The sequence below is a fragment of the Mesorhizobium vachelliae genome (genome assembly GCF_033977325.1).
Taxonomy (GTDB): Bacteria; Pseudomonadota; Alphaproteobacteria; order Rhizobiales; family Rhizobiaceae; genus Mesorhizobium; species Mesorhizobium vachelliae.
The window spans coordinates 71,356-94,330 of sequence record NZ_JAVIIR010000004.1; the positions used below are offsets into that span (position 1 = coordinate 71,356).

A 22,975-nucleotide genomic window follows, 5' to 3' on the forward strand; every position below is an offset into this window, starting at 1 on the left:
ACGTTCCGATGCGATATCCACCGCCACAACTCACATTCAGATATTCATGTCGGTTCATTCATGTCACGCGACACATTCTACATCACGACCGCGATCTCCTATCCGAACGGCAAGCCGCATATCGGCCATGCCTATGAGTTGATCGCCACCGACGCGCTTGCCCGTTTCCAGCGACTGGACGGCAAGGACGTGTTCTTCCTGACCGGCACCGACGAGCACGGTATCAAGATGCTGCAGACGGCGCGCAAGGAAGGCATCACGGCGCGCGAACTCGCCGACCGCAACTCGGCCGAGTTCAGGCGCATGGCGAGCGCGCTCAACGCTTCCAACGACGATTTCATCCGCACCACCGAGGGGCGGCACTACGCGTCCTCCCAGGCGATCTGGAAGGCAATGGCCGCCAATGGCGACATCTACAAGGGTGGCTATGCCGGCTGGTATTCGGTGCGCGACGAGGCCTATTACGGCGAGGAGGAGACCGAGGTCCGCGCCGACAATGTGCGCTATGGCCCGCAGGGAACACCTGTGGAATGGGTCGAGGAGGAGAGCTATTTCTTCCGGCTGTCGGCCTACCAGGACAGACTGATCGCGCTTTACGAAAGCCAGCCCGATTTCATCGGCCCGGCCGAGCGTCGCAACGAGGTGATGAGCTTCGTCAAATCGGGGTTGAAGGACCTGTCGGTCTCGCGCACCACTTTCGACTGGGGCGTGCCGGTGCCGGGCGACGAGAAGCATGTGATGTATGTGTGGGTCGACGCCTTGACGAACTACATCACCGGCGTCGGCTATCCTGATGAAAAGGATGATAAATGGCGCTTTTGGCCGGCGAACGCGCACATCATTGGCAAGGACATTGTGCGCTTCCACGCCATCTATTGGCCGGCCTTCCTGATGTCGGCGGGAATCCCGCTGCCGAAGCGCGTCTTCGGCCATGGGTTCCTGTTCAACCGCGGCGAGAAGATGTCGAAGTCGGTCGGCAACGTCATCGACCCTTTCACGATGGTGGAGCACTACGGCGTCGACCAGGTGCGCTATTTCTTCCTGCGCGAGGTGCCGTTCGGCCAGGACGGCAACTACAGCCATGAAGCGATCGTCAACCGCACCAATGCCGACCTCGCCAACGGCCTCGGCAATCTGGCGCAGCGGTCGCTGTCGATGATCGCCAAGAATTGCGGCGGCGCGGTGCCGAAGCGCGGTGAGCTGGCGGAGGCCGACGCGGCGATCCTCGACCAGGCGATCGAAGCGCTGGCCGTCTCGCGCCGGACGATGGCGGAGCAGGGGATCCATCTGGCGCTGGCGGCGATCTTCGGCGTCGTCGCCGAAGCGGATCGTTATTTCGCGTCCCAGGAGCCGTGGGCGCTGAAGAAGACCAACCCGGAGCGCATGGAAACCGTGCTGTGGACGACGGCCGAGTTGGTGCGCCGGGTGACGGTGCTTTGCCAGCCGTTCATACCCGGGTCGGCCGCCAAGCTGCTTGACCTGTTGGCCGTGCCCGCGGACAAACGCAATTTCGAGCATGTCCACGCACAGCATGCGCTGGTGCCCGGCACCGCATTGCCTGCTCCGGAGGGCGTGTTTCCGCGTTATGTCGAGCAGAGCGCCTGATGCTGGTCGACAGCCATTGCCATCTCGACTTTCCGGACTTCGCCGAGGAGCGGGCGGCTATCGTCGCCCGCGCCCTCGCCGCCGGAATCGGCCGCATGGTCACGATCTCGACGCGCGTGAGGCGATTTCAGCAGATTCTTGAAATCGCTGAGACTTTCGACGAGGTCTATTGCTCGGTCGGCACCCATCCGCATCAGGCGGCGGAAGAACTCGACGTGACCGCCGACGAACTGGTGCGGCTATCCGGCCACCCAAAGGTGGTGGCGATCGGCGAAGCCGGGCTCGATTATTTCTATGACAAGGCGCCGCGCGATGCGCAGGCGCAAGGTTTTCGCACCCATATCGCCGCCGCGCGCCGGACCGGCCTGCCGCTGGTCATCCATGCGCGCAATGCCGATGACGACATGGCGTCGATCCTCGAGGACGAAACAGGGAAGGGCGCCTTCCCCTTCATCCTGCATTGTTTTTCGTCCGGGCGCAGGCTGGCCGAAGTCGGCGTGGCGCTGGGCGGCTATGTTTCGTTTTCCGGCATCCTGACCTTCAAGAATTCCGCCGATCTGCGCGCGATCGCCGCCGATGTCCCACGCGACAGGCTGCTGGTCGAAACAGACGCGCCCTATCTTGCGCCGATCCCGCACCGGGGAAAACGCAACGAGCCGGCCTATGTGGTGAACACGGCGAAGGTTCTTGCCGAAACCATCGGCATCAGCGAGGCCGAAATCGCCGATATCACCACCGGGAACTTCTTTCGGCTGTTCACCAAGATGCCGCGTCCCGACATGGCGGCGGGCTGAGGCATGGGCGACCGGCTGCGCTTCACTGTTCTTGGCTGCGGCTCATCGCCCGGCACGCCACGCATCACCGGCGATTGGGGCAATTGCGACCCGAAGAATCCGAAGAACCGGCGCATGCGCACGGCCGCGCTGGTCGAGCGGATTGCGGCCAATGGCGCGCGCACCACGGTCGTCATCGACACCGGGCCGGATTTCCGCGAGCAGATGCTGCTGGCCTCCGTCAAGCGCCTCGACGCGGTCGTCTACACGCATCCGCATGCCGACCACATCCACGGCATCGACGACCTGCGCGGTTATGTGCTCGAGCAACGTCATCGCATCGACATCCATGCCGACGAGCCGACGATGGAGCGGCTGCGCCAGGCGTTCGGCTATTGCTTCGAGACGCCACCCGGCAGCTCTTATCCGCCGATCGTCGAGGCTCACATAATCGATCACGCGAGGCCGGTCGTGATCGAAGGCGAGGGGGGCGCCCTCACCCTTGAACCGCTGCCGCAGTTCCATGGCGACATCATCTCGCTCGGCTTCCGCATCGGCGGGCTTGCCTATTGCCCTGACATCAGCGGCTTCCCGGACGCCACCGTCGAGCGTTTGGGCGGCCTCGATATGCTGGTGATCGACGCGCTGCAGTACAAAACCCATCCCAGCCATCTGTCGCTCGGCCAGGCGTTGGAGTGGATCGAAAAGCTGGCGCCCAGGAATGCCGTGCTGACGCATATGCATGTGCCGCTGGATTATGCCGCCGTGATGGCCGAGACGCCGGAGCACGTGGCGCCGGCCTATGACGGCATGGTTGTCGAAATCCCTTATAAATCAGAACGATAAGAGAAGACCCTCACCGCCGCCATTGACTGAGTCGTCATTGCTCGGTCCGGTGCTTAACCGGCGTGGCGCGCTGATCATTCTGGCCGCCAATTAGGGGTGGCGCAGATTTCCAAAGAGCCGCATCGTCGCACTCAGGGGGAATCTCGACCGATCTGTGTCGCGTGGCTTGATAAGCAGTCTTTTTTACATAAAATCCTAAAATATACATTGGGTTCAAGAGCCGCTAATCTTTCCTTGTTTTTTGAAAAGGAGAGTCACTATGATTCGCAAACTCGTTGTTACAGCGATGCTTCTTGCGCCTATGGCTGCTGGAGCGCAGGAATTGCCGACCGCGCCTTACTTGCCGCTCGACATGGCGACCAAAGCGGCACAAGCCGCGCTGCAGGCCTGCGTCGCCGAAGGCAGCAATGTCAGCGTTGCTATCGTGGCACGGAGCGGCGGAACCCAGGTGCTGCTCAAAGCGGATAATTCCGGACCGCATACGGGATCCAGCGCCGAAGGCAAGGCATTCGCATCGGCCGCGCTGGGCCGCGACACAGCCGGGCTCGCCGATTTTATCGCGTCCAAGCCGGCCAATGACGGAATGCGCGACATGGATCCGCGCATGGTGATCCAGGCCGGTGGCTTGCCGGTCAAGATCGGCAATGCGCTGGTGGCCGGCATTGGCGTCGGCGGTGCTCCTTCAGGCGACATCGATGCCAAATGCGCCGCCGCCGGCCTCAAGGCGATCGGGGCCGCCGAGTAACTCAATAAAGCCATCGATGCGGCTCGCCGGACTGCGGGCCGCATCACGGGCTTATCAAGCAGTTCCATAATCTATCTTATGCGACTTTCTGATATAGGTCGCCGTGCAATCCCTCGCTGTCTTTTGACCCATAAGTTGCGGTTTTAACCCATAAGCTGACTCTCCCGCAGCCGCCCGCTCATCGCGGCCGCCGTGGCTGCCCCACGCTTATCGCTCATCAGTCTTCAAGGTCTTTGAGCAGTCGGTGCTGCTCATTGGGCTCTCCGAACGGACCAAGCCCGTCCCAAAGGCCTGGCGCATTCAGCTTGCCGAGTAGCATCAGGCTGAGGTCGCTGGATGACTGGCGGTCGAACCGAAACCAGTCTTCCATCCGACCCGTTTGGCGCACAACGACGCGTCTCCTGCGAGACGGGTTCAAATCCCATGCCTTCACGTCGTTTGGCGCGATCGCCTTACCCTCCGGAGTGACGACGCCGCCAGGCGGGCAACGGGTGATCTCGACGAGAAACCCGCCTCCGTGCCTGTCGAATTGGAAAGTGAGAAGATCGATGGCCTTCTCTTCAATTCGCCGGAAATGGGGAAAATTCCCGGTGAAGCCGGCACGACGTAGCCAAGGAACTACCGTGGCCCGCAGTTCGCCGACCATGTCCGCCTTCGACGCACTCATACGCTGACACCATTCGCTCTTGCGCGGTCCGAACTATGATCCTCATAGTTTCGTAGTCAACCAGCCTGACAGGCTATGAATATCGTAGCGATTTCAAATAGTTGACAACGCCACCTCATGTCGCTGGCGACAATTTGTTAGGGATTTCGTGATGTCCTGCTGAAGGATTCAAAAGGAATCCTTCAACGGGTGCTCCAGCGTTGCAGGTCGACGACATGGCAATCCAGAAACTGAAGTGCTGCCGTCCGCCCGGCGGAAGCGCCCTCGCCCCGCGCGGCTTTCCTCTCGCGGCCGGGTACCCGGCGTGAAGTCGCCTCGAGAGGGCTTCTCTCTACTTTCCGCCGGGCTATCGCCCAGGCGGAAATGGGCCACCCGGCAGGTGACCCATTCCAAGGTCCTGCATGCCTTCAGGACCCAATCTCCGATCATCCACCTAAAAGAAAGAAAGGAGGCACGCCATGTAGAGCGCAGCTACACTCCTAGCGCATAGAGGTTAACCAATCACCGGCGAAATTCGCCGACCTGGTTGACTCCCAAAATCGTGTTCTGTATTTGTTCCAGCCTCACAGATCCATCCCAACACGGGCTACGCCCGGCGGACACAGGAACGGACCGCGATGCTGTCCCTTCGAATACGGACCTCGATAGCCTAGCGCCGACGCGCTTTTGGCCTCCGCTCAGGAGCCTCCCACTACATAGACCCTGAGTCCGCTCCGACACGCATTCGTGCCGGGCCACCTGCCCTCACGCGTGCGTGCCGAGCGGACAAGGTCACTCGTTTCCGATTTCCCCGTCGTCCGACCCTTCCCGGTTGGCGAACGATGGAGCAGTGCCATGAGTAAAAGTCCGTCGGGGCAGCCCGACTGGCCGCCGGCAGGCGATTTCAGCCTCTACCGCACCAACGTCCCCTACCGGAGCCCCGAGCCTCCGCTCGCCCACACGAAACCGAAGGGCCGATGGACGGTCGCCAGCGGGTTCCCTTCCCGCAGGAGCGGCTACTGCGTCAGCTACTGGGGGTTCGAACAGCACCAGTTCCTGACGCTTGCGGAGGTGAATCCGTCCGTGAGGTCGATCCGCGCCCGGCCGGAGACCCTGGAGTGGTTCGACGGAAGCAAATGGATCGAGCACACGCCGGACTTCGGCGTCTATACGAGCGCGGGCTGGCTCTACTGCGACATCGCCAACCCAAAACATGCGGAGTCGGACCTCGTCGCGAAGCGGACCCGGGCGCTAGACGCCGGGCTGGCCCGCGACGGCGGCCGCTATCGACGGTTCATGCCAGCCGACCTTCGTGTGGAACCCAGGCTGTCCAATTCGAAGCAGATCAACGACTGCTCCGGTCCGGACATCCCAGAGGCCGATCTGAACAAGGTTTCGAGGGTGATGCCGCCGGATGGCGCCGTCGACATCCATGGCGTTGCTTCAATGACGGGAATGCCGGAGGGCGAAGCGCTCGCAGCGGTTCTCTGCCTTGCTTGGCACGGCGTCGTCGGCGCCGACATGAGCGCCTTTCTTTCGTTCTCGACGAGAGTGTGGAGGCGTCGATGACAGCGATGCATTTCGACAAAGGCACCTTGGTGACGTGCCGCGGAATTCCTGGCTTCATCGACAACAGGAGCGTCGACCCGCCCGGCTACTGGATTCGGCCCATTAACGGACCTTCCGTGCCGTTCGCGATCTCCGACCTCGAGATCGAGAGCAGCTACAATGACAGCTTTCGCGTGGGAGCCGAGAAAGACGACCTACCGGATGACCTCGTTGCGCTTTCGACCGTGGACCCTTCGAAGGTTTCGGACGTGGACATGGCAACACAAGCCTACCGCCTGCGGATCATCGAGGCGATCGACGACAGGATCAGGCGGAACCCGAAAGCCCTACGCCGGAAACGGCTGCTCTTTGGCGAGATCGCCGCTTCGGTCGAGCCGCCTGAAGGCGTCGAGCCCATTCTCGGGGCGAGCGCCGAGCGCCTCTACAACGTGTTCAAACGGTCAGGCTGCAACCCTGCGTCCCTCTTTCCCCGCACCGGATACAGGGGAAACCGCGACTCGAGAAAGCCTGATTTCGTGCTCGAGGCCATCGAGCAGGCCATCGACAATAAGTACACAGGATGGGGAACGCTTCCTGCGGTGCAGACCGAGGCGATCCGGATCGCCAAGCTCAACCTGCCGACCGACCTGTCGGAGTACACCTACCAGGTCGGTTTGAGCGACGGCACCGCCGAGCAGCGTTCGATGATCGACCGCAACGGAGACGGCTTGATCGACTGGATGACGCTCGTCTCCTACGCGATAGTCCGGCGGGCGCTGAAAAAGCGGCACGCCGTCGACAGGATTATGAGAATCTACGGAGCCGAGGAAGGCAGACGTCTGCTGCGCGTCGTCGGCCCGGGACCGGGCATCGGACGGCCACTGGAAACGGGAGAGACCGACGACAGCTGGCTCTCCGGGCTGTTCGTGGTCGACGACGAGAACTGGTTCCCGCTCGGATACCCGTGCTTCACGGCCATCATCGAGCTGGCCACGAGAGCGATCCTTGGATGGGATGTCCATTTCATGCCGCAGAACAGCGACGGCGTCGGGCGTGTTCTCAAGCACGCCATCATGCCTAAGGACCTCTCGTGGATGGGTGCCCATCCCGACGGCATTCCTGTGGTTGCCGGCCGCTATCCGATGTTCGGCAAGCTGAACGAGCTGCGTTGCGACCAGGGTGGAGACTTCATCTCGAAGCACACGCGCGACGCCGCGTTCCGGTGCGGCACTTCCTTGACGGTCCTGCCCCCGAAATCTCCGGAGCTGAAGCCTTTCATCGAACGGTTCTTCGGGACGGTGAAGCGCGGCGAGTTCGCGGCGGCGCTCGGCATCCTGCCGAAGAAGCTCCGCGAGGCGCTGGCCAAGTCACGCAAGGGCCGGAAGGACCCTGTCGTTGTCACGCTCCGGGAGCTGAAGCTCCTTCTCGGCTTCTGGATCGTGGAGGTCTACCACCACACCGTCCACCGCGGCCACGGGATGACCCCGTACGAGGCGTGGGAGAAGCTGACGGCGGAGATGAAGGTGAAGCCGCCACCTGCCCCCGCCGACCTGGCCTTGCTCACTGGCAAATACGAGCCGTCGCGCGTCATCAATGCCAACGGCTTCCGCATTCACGGCCTCGAGTACAACTCCAAGGCGCTCGGAGCCTTGCGCGAGCGCTATGCGGACGAGAACGGCATCCTGCGGGATGTCGAGATCAAATACGACGCCCAGGACGTCTCGAAGGCGTGGGCCTTGGGCCAAGACCCGCACAACCCGAAGCGCACCGTGGCCGTCCCTGCGGAATGCAAGCAGATGCGGTACGCGAAAGGCCTCAGCGAATACCAGCACATCGTCATCAAGGCCCACGCTAGGGCCAAGGCAGGCAAAAGGATCCTGACCGTGGAACAGCTCATCCAAGCCCGGCTCGAACTCGAGCAGATGGCCCGGAAAATGATCGCCGAGCGCAACGCGGGAGGAAGCTCCATCAAGCTCGCCCGGTACCTGAACGCCAACCGCGCCTACCTCAACGATCCCGCGGAGATCGACGAGGCGACCGCCTCCGCGAACTACCTTTCGCTGGTGGACGAGGAACCGATCAAGGCCTCCGACGAGCTCCCTGCCCGCCGCGGCAAGACGGTCGCGGCAACCTCCCATGATACGCCCGCCGAACCCCCGGAGGTTGAGCCTATGGGCACGGAAGTCCTCAGAGCGGAAGCCAATGCGGGTCGACGCAAGCTGGGGTTGATCGCGGATGACTAAGGCTGTCGCGTTCGAAGAATTCGAGATCCCTGCGGGGATCGCCAGGTACGTCAACGTTCCCCTTGTCGGCGAGGCAGCGAAACGCGCCAAGGCCGTGCGACGCCTGCGGATTCCGCATTTGCGGTTCCAGGAGGGCCTTGAGGCCCTTCTTGCGCACCACATGATGTTCGATCCGGCCGGATCGGAATCATCGGTCCTGATGTTCGCGGGCAAGACCGGAGCGGGCAAGTCGAGGACGCTGCGCCACTATGCGAACCAGTTCCCGCTGATCGAGACGGAAACGGGCGTGGTGCGTCGCGTCCTTTACGTGCACGTGCCGCCGGGCGTCGACCGATACTCCATCCAGCGACGCATGATGGCCGCGCTTGGAACGCCGGTGCTCGGACGAATCCATCCGGACCAGCTCTCGCTGGCGATCGACCTTCAGCTGGTGGAGCAGAAGGTCGAATTGATCATCTTCGACGAGTCCAACCACATGGTCGACATGAGGACCAACAAGACCCAGTTCCTCGTCGCCGACGTCGTGAAGGAATTCACGAACTGGAACAACGGCCAGATCGTGATCGCCGGGCTGATGAGTTCCCTGATGATCGTGGAGGTCAACCTTCAACTGCATCGCCGCGTCAGCGGTCGGTTCGAGGTCAAGCAATATTCCTGGCACGAGGAAGGCGACCAGAAAGAATTCCTGAACTTCATCGCAGAGGTCGCCGACCAGCTTAGCTGGTTCGCCCGGCGCCCGCCTCTGGACGACAAGAAGGATCTCGGCTGGCGAATTCATCTCGCCACGGCCGGCTTGGTCGGGCTGGTGATCGTGCTGACGGCGAAAGCCGTCGAGATCGCGACCCGGCTGGAGGCCTCCAATCTGGAACGCGCGCATCTCGCGGATGCCTTCGATGTCCTGAAGCCCGTCGGCACCATCGGAAATCCGTTCAGCAGCGGGCGGCCCAACGTCAAGTTTCCGGACGGGTTCGAGGCCATCTTCGACCGCAACCCCGACGAGACGTCGACGGTCCGCCGCGAGCTGGTGCCGTAACGAGATGGAGGACACCCTCCAGCCGATCGAGACGTTTGCCCAGATGGAGGCATTCCCCCTTCGGGTGGTCCCGCATCCGATGGAACCCTCCCATGCCCTGTTCGCCCGGACGGTGGAGCGCAACCTGCGCGGCGCCGTTTCCGCCTTCGGGTTCGCTGCCGGACTTCCCTATTCCCATCGCGTCGCCAACTTGGCGCTTTCGGAAGTCGCCAGGCTGTGCAAGGCGGACCCCGGGAAGCTCGCGTTCTCGTCGCCGACGTTCGACGGCAACTGGACGTGGCTCATGGGACAGAGGCTCCGGCGAGGCGACCTGAGCTTCGGAAGGAGGCGCTGGTGCCCGCGCTGCTTCCGCGAGACGGCGGTCCATCGCGCCTGGTGGGACATCGACGAAGTGACCTGCTGTCCCGTCCACCTCTGCGAACTCGTGGAAAGCTGTCCATGCGGGTCGGCCGTGACATGGCGGACGTCGGGATACTTCAACTGCGGCTGCGGCCGCAGGCTCGAGTTCGCGCCAGCGCAGCCGGTTCCGCCGGAGGAATGCTTGGCCGACGCCTACATCATCGGAAGGCTGGCCCGCGATGCGCCCCCCTGCCCGCTGCTCGACCCGCTCCCTTTGGACGAGGCGATCGCCACGATGATGGCGGTGGGCAGGTTCGGGCTCGATCCGCATCTCAGGGGTCACCTGACGGGAACGCCGTCACAGCGTCTGCGCCGCATCCTTTCGAAGGGATTCTCCATCCTCTCAGATCCGGATGACGGCTTCCCGGCCGCGATCGCCGCGGCGGAGTCGTCGCGCCCGGAAATCGGCACGTTCGTCCCGCCCGTTTACTCCGACGAATTCCGGTACTGGCTGGTGCTCGACCAACCGGGCGGCCTGGAAGGCGCCCTCTCCCGCTTTTTCGACAACACGCTGTCCTCGGACGATCCGCGATTGCCGTACGGCCACTTCACCTACCGCGAGGCCGACCAGGTGTGCTGCGTCGAGTTCGGAACCGTAAAGGCGGTCATGCGACAGCGCCGGGCGAAGGCGGGCCTGGCCTGCCTGCCGCTTCCGCGGAGCGTAGACCCGGAATTCGTCCGTTCATTCGCGGCCGATCTCGCCTCGGGCATTACGCTCAGGGAGGCGGCCCTGGAACTCGGCATTTCCTTGCGTGAGGCGCGAAAACTTGTCGACGGGAACCGCCTGGCGACGGTCATTGATCCGGAACCCGGCCTACGATGCGTTATTCGCGGTGACGGGCCGGGTCTCCTGATGGGATGGCCTGACCGTCGCCGATGCCAATGAGGGTCGTCGCACAGCGCAGCTATCGAACTGGCGTTACCCGCCTAGAAACGCCAGGTCATGCCAAGCACCGGTCCCGACAGTCGCGAGTTGAAGACATGTCCGCCAGACTCGTAGTCGACGTCGAGCACCTTGTAGCCGACTGAGGCGGAAAGATTGTCGGTGACGATGTAGTTGGCTGTCGCCAGCACCTGCCACGTGCTTTTCGAGCCTACGTCGAACCCGCCTATGTCGGCCTGGGCTTGAACCGAAAGCTTGTCGGTCAGCCGAAGGAAAGCGCGGGCGCCGATAACCGGGTCCGCCCATCCGAAGCTCTCGCCGTAGCTGCCGGACAGGCCTGCCGCCTGCACCGTGACCCGATTCGAGATATGCCAGAAACGCACGCCACCCAAGGCATCCAGGGTGAAGGACGGGCTGTCATAGACGCGGTAGCCCGCCTGCAGCGTCGACATGAATTCCTTTGTGTCGACGCTGGCATCGACGCTGGGAATTGGCGGCAGGGGCGGCGGCAGGGGCGGAAGTGGCCCGGACGTCTTTTCGTCGGTCGTATCGACATACATCAGGTCGCCTGAGAAGACGAAACGGTCGTACCTGCCCCAGACGTTGACGAAGGTCCCGAAGTTAAGATCGTGCATAACGTCCGAGAACGACTTGTCGATCCCGATCGTCGGGCCTGACCGAAACGGCGATATGTCCCCCTTGATCCCGGCCGCCCAGAGGTAGGGCGTGACCTGCAACGCCCAGTTCCGGTCAGGTCCCGCGGTTGCATCCGGGCCGCCGGCAAGAGCGTCGGCGGCCTTTGCCTCCGCCGAAGCGAAGGCGGCCGCGCCAAATATCAATAGCCCAAGGAACTTTCTCATGGTCACCCCGCCAAAGTGTTCTTGTGGATGCGCCCATCCTTCATGATGAGCTTCAAAGTCCGGTCCGGATCCGCGATCAGGGAAATGTCGTCGAGCGGGTTGCCGTCGACCACGAGAATATCGGCGTAGGCCCCGGCTTCGATGCGTCCGAGTTTTCCAGGATAAGGATTGCGGGGTCCCGAGAGGCCAGCCAGGTCGGCGTTGCCGCTTGTCAGCAGCCGCAAGACGTCGACATTTTCATACCAGCGGCTGAATTTGGCGAGCTGTTTGCCCTGCGTCGCCGTGCCCTTTGGGTTGAACAGGATATCTGTCCCCAGCGCCATCTTGACGCTGTGTTTTTTCCCAAGCTCGACCGCCCGCGCGGTTCCTTCGGCGATCATCTGCTGCTGCGCGCGCTGATCTGGCGAGGAGTAGGTGTTGGCATCCTCATCAGCAAGGAACGGCTGAATGCTCCACCACGCGCCTGCGTCCGCGATGCGTTTGGCGGTCTCCTCGTCGATCAGCTGGCCGTGCTCGATCGATTTTACCCCGCTTGCGATGGCACGCTGGACAGCCGCGGATGTGTAGGCATGGATGGCGACATAGGTGCCCCAATCCGTCGCCGCTGCAACGGCGGCTTTCATTTCCGCCTCCGTATATTGAAGGGCATCGATCGGATCGTAGGCCGAGGCTACGCCGCCGCCGCCCATTATCTTGATCTGGCTGGCGCCGAGCATGAGCTCCTCGCGTACTCGACGCAGCACCTCCGCCTCGCCGTCGGCAATCGCCGCGACCCCCGCCTGCTCGGCGGCGCTCAGGTCGCTTTGCGGCGTGCGGGGCAACTCACCGCGCATGCGGAAGTCACCGTGCCCGGAGGTCTGCGAGATCATAGCGCCGGAAGGATAGATGCGCGGACCCGGCATACGGCCTTCGTCGATCGCCCGCTTCAAAGCGAATGAGGGCCCACCGACATCGCGCACCGTCGTGAAGCCACGCATGATGGTGCGCTCGGCCTCCTGCGCGGCAACGAGATGGACATAGGGAATATCGGCGGTCATCGCGGCAACTTGCGAAATGCCGGCCAGCAGCGCATGCCAATGCGCGTCGATCATTCCAGGCATCAGCGTGCGGCCGGCGCAGTCGATCACGTCTGCGTCGGCCACCGTTTCGCTTGTGCCGGGCAGCGACTTGATCGTCTTGCCGTCGATAAGAACCGATTTGCCTTCGGCGAGCTTGCCTGCAACACCATCGAAAATGCGGGCGTTCTTGAGAAGCACCGGCTTGGCGGTCGCCTGGGCGAAGGATGGCGAAGCGAGGCCAAGTGCCGAGGCACCCAGCGTTGCGGCGATGCCGGATAGAACCGAGCGGCGCGACAAAGCTTTGTTGACCGTTTGAAACAGGTGGAGCGCAAGCGGGCTATGGCATGCGCACCCCATGCCGTGCGCCAACCCTGAATACTTCGGACCGAAGCTCACCCTCATATCTACCTCCAAGCCTCATAAGGCAGGCGAGACGAGGGCGCTCAAAGGTTCGATCGATTACTGTCGCCGACGCACTGGTCTTGATGACAGAGCTTCGATCAAGGGTCAATCACAAGGATCAGCGTCTACGCATCCACGAGGCTGCGTTCTTTAGGCGTTCCAATTGATCGATAATGATCCCCGACATCGTGTTCTCCAGAGAACGCTACACAAAGATATCGCCATAAGTTACCGCCGCTTCTGTGCGAAGTCGCCCCCCAACGGTCGCCGTATACCTGCAATTGCAGTTCGCCCGACACATCCTTGTCAGGCCCGGCCGGACTCTCTCTCCAGGCACTCGTGGCAAAGGTAGAGATACGGCAGGGTCAGCACCAGAACTGTGACTGGCCGACCGCAACGGCCGCAGAGGAGGCTGGTCCTGAGCGGTTCCGCCGGATCGCCGCGATCTCCCGCAGGGCTTTCCTCATTCTCGCTCATTTACATCCCTGCGTTGCCGAAGGGCAAGCTTACGTATTCGAAGGTTGCAGTCAAGGACATCGCGGCTGCCAAGAGAAGCAGTATCCCCCGCAACTGTCGCCCCCGAACTCGTTAGGTACGCCGGATCGTCCTGGCGAGTCCCATTCGATGGCTTTCGGCCAGATGGCTGGTGACTTGTTTGAACCAGTCGCTCGGCAGAGCGCCGATCACGCATGTCCCCCGCGCAACGGGTGACCGCGAAAGGTGTTCGGCGGGCCGGACATCAGGCCCAGGCCACGCGAACACATTGATTTCGTCGGTGTATATCCATGATGGCTGGTCATCGAGTCCGAGGTGACGCTTCAGCTTGGGAGGAACTTCAAGCGCCCGCCTCCCTTCCCTCGGCGGCGTATGCGAGATGCCCAGGACATAGGCAACAGGAGTTGGACCGACATCGTGCCTGGCGAGAACGACCGCGACGGGGTAAGTCTTCTCTCCGTCTTCCCGCTGGCCGACTTTGGATCTCCAAAGATACTCGTAAGCGATTACGTGACCGACAGGAGGAACGGCAGGAATCTTCACTCAAGATTCCTAGATTCTTGGACCTGCAGGCGCGTCGTCCTGATCGGGAATATCATCCAGGCTATAAGGCTGATCCGTAGCCACTTCCGAACTCAGGATCATGTCAACTTCGCCGGACGACAGGTTGGCCGTCGGAACGGCTTGCCGGAACGAAGCCCACATCGCCTTGAAAAGCGGGGCGGACACAAGGAAAGCGGACGTTCGACCGTACTTGGTGATTTCGACCGGGCCTTGGAACGAACGATCGTGCCACTCTCCAAAATTCTTCTGGATTTCGGATGCCGCAACGGAAACCATGGCGCTTCTCCATCTAAGTTTTCTGCATGTTACGTAACATACGTATTTCTGTCAAGCGTGACAGCCTTCGCATTAGCCTGAAGGGGTAGCACTGCGTGCCGCACGCCGACCTGAAAGACCGCTTGGGACTCAACTCTCCCGCTTCCGAGCAATTGAGCACATGGCCGTCGCCGCTGCCGATGAAGGATAACAGGCCAACTTGGCGCGGCCGTAGCCGATCAACTGCTTGAAGGTGGCTGGCAGGTTTGGGGCGCGGCACGCGGCAACAGGATGGCTTTCGTTGAACACCAGGGCAAGCTGGAAAAACTTATCGAGCTTATGCGTCAAAGTTCACGTTTTGCCGTACTTATGGGTCAAAATCCGCACAGCTTTTGGGTCAAATCGCGGTTCGTGCCTCAGCGAGTTTCCTAGGCTCGGCGAGTCAGCTTATGGGTCACGGGACACTCGCGATGCGTTCGCCCTCAATGCCGCATCACTGCAGGTCCGACAGCTCATCATCGAGGATCAGCGCTTGCCTGGCCGTCGCGTCGAGCGCGCAGCTGACGATGATGTTGCTTTGACGATCGGTGTTGACGGTTTCGGCGGATGCCTCGGCCGCGCATCGCGCGTCCCGATAAGCGATCCAGGCGCGCTGCATCTTGCGATAGCCTTCGCGCGCCTTGGGCGCGGCCTTGGCCATCAGCGCCGCATAGGTCGCGTTGAGACGATCCTCCCACACGCGGACCTCGCGGTTGGCGCAATCGATCAATCCCAGCTGCGAGCGACCGTCGTCGCTCTCAAAGGAGCACAACTCGGTCACGTAGTTGATGCATGAGGCAGGCTCGTGCCCGGTGAGCTTGATTACGTTGTCGATATGGATGGCCGGCGTCGGCGTGTCGTTCACGCCGGGAACATTGCCTTGAAAATCGCTGACATATTTCAAGCACCCGGCAAGTGCCGCCTTGTCGGAAGCACGTAGCTTCTCCTCGGCCGCCACCGGCGACCCGGCGGCAAGAAGCAAACCAAGACCCGCCAGCATCAGAAGGCTCTTCATCGCCGCAACTCCCCGCTTCCGCTGCAGCGTTGCAGAATACGGCTTTTGCAACAAGAGCTGAGCTCTTGTCAGTTCCGCCGGCGCTAGAAGAACCCTTCGAGAAGCGCCGCCGCCTCGTCTGAAACACCAACGATCTTGTTGGTCGCCTGGCGGTAGAATTTGAAATTCAGCTCGGTCTCGGGCCGGCCGTCCTTCCAATCCTTGAAGCGCTTGAGCTCATCGCGTCCCAACCGCTTCGTCGCCAAGGCGGTGCGGCGAATGGAAACGCTGACGCGCGGCGTCTGGCGTTCGAGATCGGGGCGCCTCGGTATGGGTTTGCAGGATGTCACCACGCCCCGCGCGACAAGCCCCTGCCCGCCTTCATTCTCGCTGGCGAACAGAAAGATGACGTCGCCTTCGGTAATATGCTTGCCGCCATACATGGTTTTCTGGGCGGCGAAGACGAATGTCTCGGCCTGCGAGTCCTCGATCTCGGCCTTGATGGCATATGCCATGCCTCACGGCTCCCGGGTGAGGCCGATCCGGTAGCTCAGCACACGCCGGCCGCCCGGCTCGATCAGCATGACGCCCGGCTTGTCGGCGAACTCGCCGTCGAAATCGACGGGGCTGGCGATGCCGTGCCAGGGCTCGATGCAGAGGAACGGCGCGCCGCCAGGCTTGGACCAGATGCCCAGCTCGTTGAATTCCTGCCACGACACCTCGATCGCCGGCCCTCGCCCGGCGGCATAGCGCACGCTCTTGCTCACCGGCTTGTCGAGGATGACGGCGTCGTCGACAAACAGTTCTTCGGAAAGCGTCAGCGTCGTTCCCTCGATGGGCGTCGGTTGCGGGTCCGGCAGCAGCAGGCCGTTCTTCAGGCGGCGGATTGGCGCCGGCTCATTGTCGGCGAAGGTCAGCCGATAAGCCTCCTTTGGCAGTTCCGGCTGCAGCGGCCAATTGAACGCCGGATGCGCGCCGATCGAAGCCGGCAGCGGTTCGTCGCCGGTGTTGCTGATCTCGAAGGTCACTCCGAGTTGCCTTGGCTTCAGGTCGTAGCCGATGGCGAGATGAAAGGCGAAGGGATAGCGCGTCCGGGTTTCGGCATCATCCGTCAGCACCAAGGTGCAGGAGGTCGGCCCCTGCTCCGCCCAGGCAAACAGCCTGTCCCGGGCAAAGCCGTGCTGCGTCATCGGATAGGTTTGGCCGCGATGCCGCAACTGGTCGCCCTTGAGACGGCCGACGATCGGGAACAGGACCGGGGAATGACGGCGCCAGGCGGGGCCGGCCTGCCACAGAAGCTCGGTGCCGTCGCCATCGCGCAGCGAGACCAGCTCGGCCCCCTGCCCGACAATGGTCGCCGAAATGCCGTCAGCGTGAAGCGTCAGCTGTTCCATTTGCGTCCTCGCGGCTGGCTGGTCTGGCCGGCAGGCTAGCAAAAGGCCGCGCGTGAACTCAAGCGCGGCCACGCCTTACATTGCTTCGTCGGTTTGATGGGAGGCCGACCAACAGAAAGGGCCGGAGGTTTCCCTCCGGCCACGCCGAGGTCAGCAGTGTTGCCTGCTACGGTCCGGCTATTCACGCTCGCCGGTGAAATTCAACAGCAGCTGGAAGATGTTGACGAAGTTCAGATAGAGCGAGAAGGCACCGAAGACGGCGAGCTTCTGCTGCGATTCCGCGTCGAAATTCTCCGCATACTGCTCCTTGATGGTCTGCGTGTCCCAGGCGGTGAGGCCGACGAAGACGGCAATGCCGATCACCGAGATGGCGAATTGCAGCGCGGTCGAACCGAGGAACAGGTTGACCAGGCTGGCGATCACCACGCCGATCAGGCCCATGATCAGGAAGGACGAGAACTGCGTCAGATCACGCCTGGTCGTGTAGCCGTAAAGGCTGGTGGCGCCGAACATCGTGGCGGCGATGAGGAAGGTGCGCGCGATGCTGGTCGAGGTGAAGACCAGGAACACCGAGGCGAGCGACAGGCCCATGACGGCGCAGAAGGCCCAGAACATCGCCTGGGCGCCCGAGGCCGACATCGTCTGCATCTTGAAGGAGAAGAGCATGACGAAGGCGAGCGGCGCCAGCATAACCACCCATTTCAGCGGGCTGGAGAAGATCGGCACATAGAGTGCCGGCGTCGACGCCACGAAGAAGGCGACGAGGCCAGTGACGACGAGACCGAGGCCCATATAGTTGTAGACGCGCAGCATGTGCTTGCGCAGGCCCTCGTCATAGACGGCTCCGGCCTGGGCGCCGGTGCCCATTCGATATCCCATATTGGGGCTGTTCATTCGGTTCTCCTTGGTTCTCCGTAGAGCGTCGGTTTCAGTAGAGCGTTTTGGCGAGTTTTTCGGCGGCACGGTCGAGACTGCCGGCGTCGCCGCGTCCGACCACCGCATAAGCAACCTCGCCGATCTGGAAATAGGCCGATGAGATGTCACCGGAGGGCGCGAGCGTCGGCTTCACGACATCGAATGTGCCCGGCCTGATGGCGAACAGCGAGACAAGACCGAGGTCCCTGGTCTCGACCGCGATCTCGACGCTCGGGCCGAATTGCGAGGGGTAGACCTGGACGTCGCGGATCTTCCAGTCGTCGGGCAGCGAAGGCATGACGATCGCGGTGGCGGCGCGGATCTCGTCGGCATCGTAGCCCGGCGCTTCTTGCTGCGACGGCATCGTCTCGCGCACCAGTGTCGTGCGGTGCGCGCGGACCGCATCCTCGACATAGGCCGGCGGCTGCGTCGAGGCGACCACCTTGGTGACCGCGATCGGCCCAAAGATGCCGTTGGCTAGCCAACCTGCCGCGACCAGCACGGCAGCGGCCGCGGCCCGTTGCAGCACGGCAAGGATACGCCCCCTGGCAAGCGCCCTTTCCACTCGCCGCGCCGCTTCTGTCGTGGCCGGACGCGCCATGCCGACAGGTCCCGCAAGCGCAACACGCAGTTCGTCGCGCGTCCTCAGGTCGGACATCACGCGCGCCGCCGCTTCCGGGCGCGCGGCGAGGTGAGCCTCGACCTCGATACGGCGAGCGACATCCAGCTGATCATCGACATAGGCGTCGAGGTCGGCATCGGTCACGGGGTCGACAATGGCGGTCATTGATCGTCTCCCACGATCCTGAGATGCGGCTTGGCTCTCGGCGCTCCTTCCTCCATCTCGCGCAGCGCGGCACGCGCGCGGCCGATGCGCGACATCAAGGTTCCGAGCGGCACGCCGATGACTTCGGCGGCCTGCTGGTAGGAAAGTCCTTCGATGGCGACGAGATGCAGGGCGGAGCGCTGTTCCTCCGGTAGCGAAAGAAACGCTTCGCGGACCTGCGACAGGCGCACCGAATGATCCTGCGAGGCCGGCACGCTCTGGTCGGCGACGAGGCCGGCCTGTTCGATGCGCGCCGCCTCGGAACGGCGCGAACGCATGCGGTCGATGAAGATGTTGTGCACGATCGCCAGAAGCCAGGCGCGCAGATTGCCGCTCGAGCGAAAGGTCGTGCGCCGCTCATAGGCGCGCACCAGCGCGTCATGAACGAGATCCTCGGCCTCAGTGCTGTCGCGCGTCAGCGAGCGCGCGTAGCGCCGCAGCGACCCCAACTGTCCGACGATATCGAAGCGTGCCATCGACCGTTTCATGCCCTGTTTACGGAGCATGTAGGGATTTTAATCCCCTGCCCGACGTTTCTTTTCGTATCGCTGGAGCGGAGGAAACCGCTGGCGCGGCGAGATCGATTTGCGTATCACTCCGCCGCCATTGGAGTCCTTTTCGATGTTCGAGACCCTGCAGCCCGCGCCCGCCGACAAGATCCTTGCCCTGATCGGCCTCTATCGCAACGATCCACGGCCAGGCAAAGTCGATCTCGGTGTCGGCGTCTACAAGGATATCGACGGCAGGACGCCGGTGATGCGCGCCGTGCGCGAGGCCGAGAAGCGGCTGCTGGCGAGCCAGGATACCAAGACCTATCTCGGCCTTGCCGGCGATACCGGCTTCAACGCCGCCATGATCAAGCTCGCCTTCGGCGAGAAGGCCGACCATTCGCGCATCCGCGCGGCACAGGCGCCGGGGGGATCTGGCGCGCTCAGGCTGGTGGCAGAGCTTTTGCAGCGCACGCGCGCCGGCGCGACGGTTTGGCTGTCCGATCCGACCTGGCCGAACCATCTGCCGGTGATGCGCGCCGCCGGCCTCAAGGTGCGCGACTATCCCTATTTCGATGCCGCTTCCGGCGCTGTGCGCTTCGACGAGATGCTGGCGACGCTCAAGACGGCCAACAGCGGCGATGTCGTGCTGCTGCATGGCTGCTGCCACAACCCGACCGGCGCCAACCTCGACGCCACGCAGTGGGCCAAGGTCGCCGACGTTCTCCTGGAGCGTGGCCTGCTGCCTTTTGTCGACATCGCCTATCAGGGCTTTGGCGAGGGCCTGGACGCCGATGCCACCGGCCTGCGGCTGCTGGCCGGCAAGGTGCCGGAAATGGTCGTTGCCTCGAGCTGCTCGAAGAATTTCGCCGTTTATCGCGACCGCGTGGGCGCGGCGATGATCATGGCCAAGGACGGCGCCCAGGCCGATGTGGCGATGAGCCAGATGCTGGCGGCGGCGCGCGCGCTTTATTCGATGCCGCCGGATCACGGCGCGGCGGCGGTGCGCATGGTGCTCGAAGACGCTGCCTTGAGGAAGGACTGGGAGACGGAGCTCGAGGAGATGCGGCTGCGCATGCTGAGACTGCGTGTCGCTTTCGCCGAAGCGTTGCGCCGGCAGTCCAACTCCGACCGCTTCGATTTCGTCGCCGATCACCGCGGCATGTTTTCCAGGCTTGGGCTGACCGAGGCGCAGGTCGAACGCCTGCGCACCGAGCATGCCGTCTATATGGTCGGCGACAGCCGCATCAACGTGGCCGGCCTGCCGGAGGACGGCATGGACGATCTCGCCAAGGCAATCGTCTCGGTGCTCGACTGACTGCTGTGGACAACTCGTTTCAGGGTGCGGCCAGGATTGGTCGGACGCCGGTCGCGGGATAGGCTCGATCCATGAAGCCCTCCAAGGACATTTCCCGGCTGATCGAGATCATGGCGGCGCTCAGGGCGCCGAAGACCGGCTGCCCGTGGGATATCGAGCAGAATTTCGCGACCATCGCGCCCTACACGATCGAGGAGGCCTACGAAGTGGCCGACGCGATCGCGCGCGGCGACTTCGACGATCTGCGCGAGGAACTTGGCGACCTGCTGCTGCAGGTCGTCTACCACGCGCAGATGGCCGAGGAGATCGGCGAATTCGCTTTCGGCGATGTCGTCGAGGCCATCACCACCAAGATGATCCGCCGTCATCCGCATGTCTTCGGCGACGAGACGGCGCGCAGCGCCGGCATGGCCAAGGGCATGTGGGAGAAGATCAAGGCTGAGGAGAAGGCTGAAAAGCGCAGCGCCCGCGTCGCGCGCGGGCTTGATCCCGAGGATCACGGCAAGGGTTTTCTCGACAGCGTGCCGGTGGCGCTCCCTGCCCTGACGCGTGCCCTGAAACTGCAGGAGAAGGCAGCGCGCGTCGGCTTCGACTGGAGCGAGGCGGCACCCATCCTAGACAAGATCGAGGAAGAGATCGGCGAATTGCGCGAGGCGCTTGCCACGGGCGACGCAGCACCCATCAAGGACGAGTTCGGCGACATGCTGTTTGCCGTCGTCAATCTCGGCCGCCACCTCAAGCTCGATGCGGAAGCGGCGCTCAGCGGCACCAACGAGAAGTTCCGCTCGCGCTTCCACTATGTCGAGCAGGCCTTGGCGGCTTCGGGCAGCTCGCTGGAGAAGGCCACGCTCGACGAGATGGAAGCGCTCTGGCAGAAGGCCAAAAGCGCCAAGTAAACAGTTGGTTAGCCGCCGTTCTTGCGACGCAGGCGGTTCTCGATTTCCTGCTTGGCGCTGTGTGTGGCTGTCAGCGAAAGGGTGACGCTGCCGTCCTCATTGTCGGTGCGCGAAACGACATCGCCGTTGCGATAGAGCCAGTCGACGTGGCCGAGCTGAGCCGGGCTCAAGGTCACCGTCATCGTTTCCAGCTCGCCCGACACGCGCGTCTCGATAAGCGCTTTCAGCGTGTCCAGCCCTTCGCCGGTCACTGCCGATATGGCGATCGGTGGAGACTTGCCGCTCGCCCCTTCGGCAAGCAGCCGCTCGCGATTGCCCTCGTCGAGCAGGTCGATCTTGTTCCAGACCTCGATCACGCGGGTCGTGTCGGCGGCGTCGACGCCGAGATCGCCAAGGATACGTTCAACATCCTCGGCCTGGGCGGCCGTGTCGGGATCGGAGATGTCGCGCAGGTGCAGCACCAGATCGGCTTCGACAACCTCCTCCAGCGTTGCGCGGAAGGCGGCGACCAGATGAGTCGGCAGGTCGGAGATGAAGCCCACCGTGTCGGACAGGATGATTGGCGTGCCGTGCGGCAGCCGCACGCGCCGCAACGTAGGATCCAGCGTCGCGAACAGCATGTCCTCGGCCAGCACCCCTGCCCCGGTCAGCCGGTTGAACAGCGTCGACTTGCCGGCATTGGTGTAGCCGACGATCGCCACCACCGGGAACGGCACCTTCTTGCGCTTGGCCCGGTGCAGGTCGCGCGTGCGCCGCACCGTTTCCAGCTCGTGCTTCAGCTTGGTGATCTTGTCCTGCAGGATGCGGCGGTCCGACTCGATCTGGGTTTCGCCCGGGCCGCCGAGGAAGCCGGCGCCGCCGCGCTGCCGCTCGAGGTGGGTCCAGCTCCGCACGAGCCGGCCCTTCTGGTAGTTGAGATGCGCAAGCTCGACCTGCAGCGTGCCTTCCTTGGTGCGCGCGCGTTCGCCGAAAATCTCGAGAATCAGCCCAGTGCGGTCGAGCACCTTGGCGTTCAGTTCCTTTTCGAGATTGCGCTGCTGCACCGGCGTCAGCGGATGATCGACGATGACCAGTTCCGCCTTGCGCTCCTTCACGATGTCGGCGAATTCTGCAACCTTGCCGCTGCCGAGCAGCGTCGCCGGGCGCGGGTCGGCGACCGTCACCACCGCCGTGTGGACCGGATTGAGATCGATGGCACTGGCAAGCCCGACCGCCTCGTCGTGGCGGGCATCCGCCGAACGGCTCAGGCGCGGACGACTCGATTCCTCGTCGCCGCGGAGCTGACGGGTAAGCACCGGCACAATGACCACGGCCCGGGTCGGATCCTTGGCTTCCGGCCCGAGCTGATGTCCTTGTTTTCCGCGAACGCTGCGGTCCGCGTCCTTGTCACGTGCCAATCAGGCGCCCTGGCTTTCCTCGCCATCGAACATCTGAACCGGCTGGCTCGGCATGATCGTGGAAATGGCGTGCTTATAGACGAGCTGGGAGTGCCCGTCACGCCGCAACAACACACAAAAATTGTCGAACGAAGTGACGACGCCGGTCAGCTTCACGCCGTTGATGAGGAAGATGGTAAGTGGATTTTTGCTCTTGCGAACTGAATTCAGGAACAGGTCCTGAAGGTTTTGCGATCGTTCCGCCATTTTTCTTGTCTTTCGCCGATCCCCTTCGGTTTGCGGCCAATGCGCCAAATTACGCGGCACCTGTCAAGCGCGCAAACCCCCTCTTGCCGATACAAAGGCAAGCAGAA

Annotated in this window: 23 protein-coding genes; 10 read left to right on the forward strand and 13 right to left on the reverse strand. The window is 62.9% G+C overall.

Annotated features, from left to right (window positions below; translation table 11 throughout):
• The first annotated feature begins 60 nt into the window (after positions 1-60).
• The 4 genes from metG to RFM41_RS10505 all read left to right on the forward strand — a co-directional run bounded on the left by metG (position 61) and on the right by RFM41_RS10505 (position 3,969).
• A complete protein-coding gene (gene metG, locus RFM41_RS10490) occupies positions 61-1,605 on the forward strand; it encodes a methionine--tRNA ligase (protein WP_320245175.1) in 1,545 nt (514 codons plus the stop codon).
• On the forward strand, positions 1,605-2,399 hold the full coding sequence (locus RFM41_RS10495; RefSeq protein WP_320245176.1) for a TatD family hydrolase: 795 nt from the start codon (positions 1,605-1,607) through the stop codon (positions 2,397-2,399). The genes metG and RFM41_RS10495 overlap by 1 nt, the downstream gene beginning before the upstream one ends.
• 3 nt (positions 2,400-2,402) lie before the next feature.
• Positions 2,403-3,224 (forward strand): MBL fold metallo-hydrolase, encoded by an 822-nt coding sequence (locus RFM41_RS10500; RefSeq protein ID WP_320245177.1) that lies wholly within the window; start codon positions 2,403-2,405, stop codon positions 3,222-3,224.
• 259 nt (positions 3,225-3,483) lie between these two features.
• Positions 3,484-3,969: a GlcG/HbpS family heme-binding protein gene (locus RFM41_RS10505; protein ID WP_320245178.1), complete on the forward strand. Its 486-nt coding sequence runs from the start codon at positions 3,484-3,486 to the stop codon at positions 3,967-3,969.
• A gap of 217 nt (positions 3,970-4,186) precedes the next feature.
• Here the strand turns inward: RFM41_RS10505 and RFM41_RS10510 are convergent, their stop codons facing one another.
• Positions 4,187-4,615 carry a DUF4304 domain-containing protein gene (locus RFM41_RS10510; RefSeq protein WP_320245179.1) on the reverse strand — a complete coding sequence of 143 codons (429 nt, stop codon included), beginning with the start codon at positions 4,613-4,615 and terminating at the stop codon, positions 4,187-4,189.
• Between the two features lie 855 nt (positions 4,616-5,470).
• Here RFM41_RS10510 and RFM41_RS10515 point away from each other — a divergent pair.
• The 4 genes from RFM41_RS10515 to RFM41_RS10530 are packed head-to-tail and all read left to right on the forward strand — an operon-like array spanning position 5,471 to position 10,724.
• On the forward strand, positions 5,471-6,184 hold the full coding sequence (locus RFM41_RS10515; protein ID WP_320245180.1) for a hypothetical protein: 714 nt from the start codon (positions 5,471-5,473) through the stop codon (positions 6,182-6,184).
• On the forward strand, positions 6,181-8,406 hold the full coding sequence (locus tag RFM41_RS10520; protein WP_320245181.1) for a TnsB C-terminal domain-containing protein: 2,226 nt from the start codon (positions 6,181-6,183) through the stop codon (positions 8,404-8,406). The genes RFM41_RS10515 and RFM41_RS10520 overlap by 4 nt, the downstream gene beginning before the upstream one ends.
• On the forward strand, positions 8,399-9,439 hold the full coding sequence (locus tag RFM41_RS10525) for a TniB family NTP-binding protein (protein WP_320245182.1): 1,041 nt from the start codon (positions 8,399-8,401) through the stop codon (positions 9,437-9,439). Before RFM41_RS10520 ends, RFM41_RS10525 begins: the two co-directional genes overlap by 8 nt.
• Positions 9,440-9,443: 4 nt before the next feature.
• The gene (locus tag RFM41_RS10530) at positions 9,444-10,724 is read left to right on the forward strand and encodes a TniQ family protein (RefSeq protein ID WP_320245183.1); all 1,281 of its coding nucleotides are present in this window, start codon (positions 9,444-9,446) and stop codon (positions 10,722-10,724) included.
• 41 nt (positions 10,725-10,765) lie between these two features.
• Here the strand turns inward: RFM41_RS10530 and RFM41_RS10535 are convergent, their stop codons facing one another.
• The 10 genes from RFM41_RS10535 to RFM41_RS10580 all read right to left on the reverse strand — a co-directional run bounded on the left by RFM41_RS10535 (position 10,766) and on the right by RFM41_RS10580 (position 19,011).
• Positions 10,766-11,581: a hypothetical protein gene (locus RFM41_RS10535; RefSeq protein WP_320245184.1), complete on the reverse strand. Its 816-nt coding sequence runs from the start codon at positions 11,579-11,581 to the stop codon at positions 10,766-10,768.
• Between the two features lie 2 nt (positions 11,582-11,583).
• The gene (locus RFM41_RS10540) at positions 11,584-13,041 is read right to left on the reverse strand and encodes a metal-dependent hydrolase family protein (protein WP_320245185.1); all 1,458 of its coding nucleotides are present in this window, start codon (positions 13,039-13,041) and stop codon (positions 11,584-11,586) included.
• Positions 13,042-13,629: 588 nt separating this feature from the next.
• The gene (locus RFM41_RS10545) at positions 13,630-14,079 is read right to left on the reverse strand and encodes a hypothetical protein (RefSeq protein ID WP_320245186.1); all 450 of its coding nucleotides are present in this window, start codon (positions 14,077-14,079) and stop codon (positions 13,630-13,632) included.
• Between the two features lie 9 nt (positions 14,080-14,088).
• On the reverse strand, positions 14,089-14,376 hold the full coding sequence (locus RFM41_RS10550; protein ID WP_320245187.1) for a type II toxin-antitoxin system Phd/YefM family antitoxin: 288 nt from the start codon (positions 14,374-14,376) through the stop codon (positions 14,089-14,091).
• Positions 14,377-14,848: 472 nt separating this feature from the next.
• On the reverse strand, positions 14,849-15,409 hold the full coding sequence (locus RFM41_RS10555; protein ID WP_320245188.1) for a lysozyme inhibitor LprI family protein: 561 nt from the start codon (positions 15,407-15,409) through the stop codon (positions 14,849-14,851).
• An 83-nt stretch (positions 15,410-15,492) separates the two neighbouring features.
• Positions 15,493-15,903, reverse strand: coding sequence for a hypothetical protein (locus RFM41_RS10560; protein ID WP_320245189.1), 411 nt, complete (start codon positions 15,901-15,903; stop codon positions 15,493-15,495).
• Positions 15,904-15,906: 3 nt separating this feature from the next.
• A complete protein-coding gene (locus RFM41_RS10565) occupies positions 15,907-16,782 on the reverse strand; it encodes an aldose 1-epimerase family protein (protein WP_320245190.1) in 876 nt (291 codons plus the stop codon).
• Between the two features lie 177 nt (positions 16,783-16,959).
• A complete protein-coding gene (locus RFM41_RS10570; protein WP_320245191.1) occupies positions 16,960-17,676 on the reverse strand; it encodes a Bax inhibitor-1/YccA family protein in 717 nt (238 codons plus the stop codon).
• A gap of 34 nt (positions 17,677-17,710) precedes the next feature.
• On the reverse strand, positions 17,711-18,484 hold the full coding sequence (locus RFM41_RS10575; protein WP_320245192.1) for an anti-sigma factor family protein: 774 nt from the start codon (positions 18,482-18,484) through the stop codon (positions 17,711-17,713).
• Positions 18,481-19,011: a sigma-70 family RNA polymerase sigma factor gene (locus RFM41_RS10580; protein WP_430691481.1), complete on the reverse strand. Its 531-nt coding sequence runs from the start codon at positions 19,009-19,011 to the stop codon at positions 18,481-18,483. Before RFM41_RS10580 ends, RFM41_RS10575 begins: the two co-directional genes overlap by 4 nt.
• Before the next feature lie 133 nt (positions 19,012-19,144).
• Between RFM41_RS10580 and RFM41_RS10585 the strand changes: the two genes are divergently transcribed.
• Positions 19,145-20,329, forward strand: coding sequence for an amino acid aminotransferase (locus RFM41_RS10585; protein ID WP_320245194.1), 1,185 nt, complete (start codon positions 19,145-19,147; stop codon positions 20,327-20,329).
• A gap of 71 nt (positions 20,330-20,400) precedes the next feature.
• Complete coding sequence (gene mazG / locus RFM41_RS10590; RefSeq protein WP_320245195.1) at positions 20,401-21,225, forward strand: nucleoside triphosphate pyrophosphohydrolase; 825 nt, start codon at positions 20,401-20,403, stop codon at positions 21,223-21,225.
• 8 nt (positions 21,226-21,233) lie between these two features.
• Here the strand turns inward: mazG and hflX are convergent, their stop codons facing one another.
• Both hflX and hfq read right to left on the reverse strand, forming a co-directional pair.
• Positions 21,234-22,622, reverse strand: a complete 1,389-nt coding sequence (gene hflX, locus RFM41_RS10595; RefSeq protein ID WP_320245196.1) for a GTPase HflX — start codon at positions 22,620-22,622, stop codon at positions 21,234-21,236.
• Positions 22,623-22,868 (reverse strand): RNA chaperone Hfq, encoded by a 246-nt coding sequence (gene hfq, locus RFM41_RS10600; RefSeq protein ID WP_006202172.1) that lies wholly within the window; start codon positions 22,866-22,868, stop codon positions 22,623-22,625.
• Between the last annotated feature and the right edge of the window lie 107 nt (positions 22,869-22,975).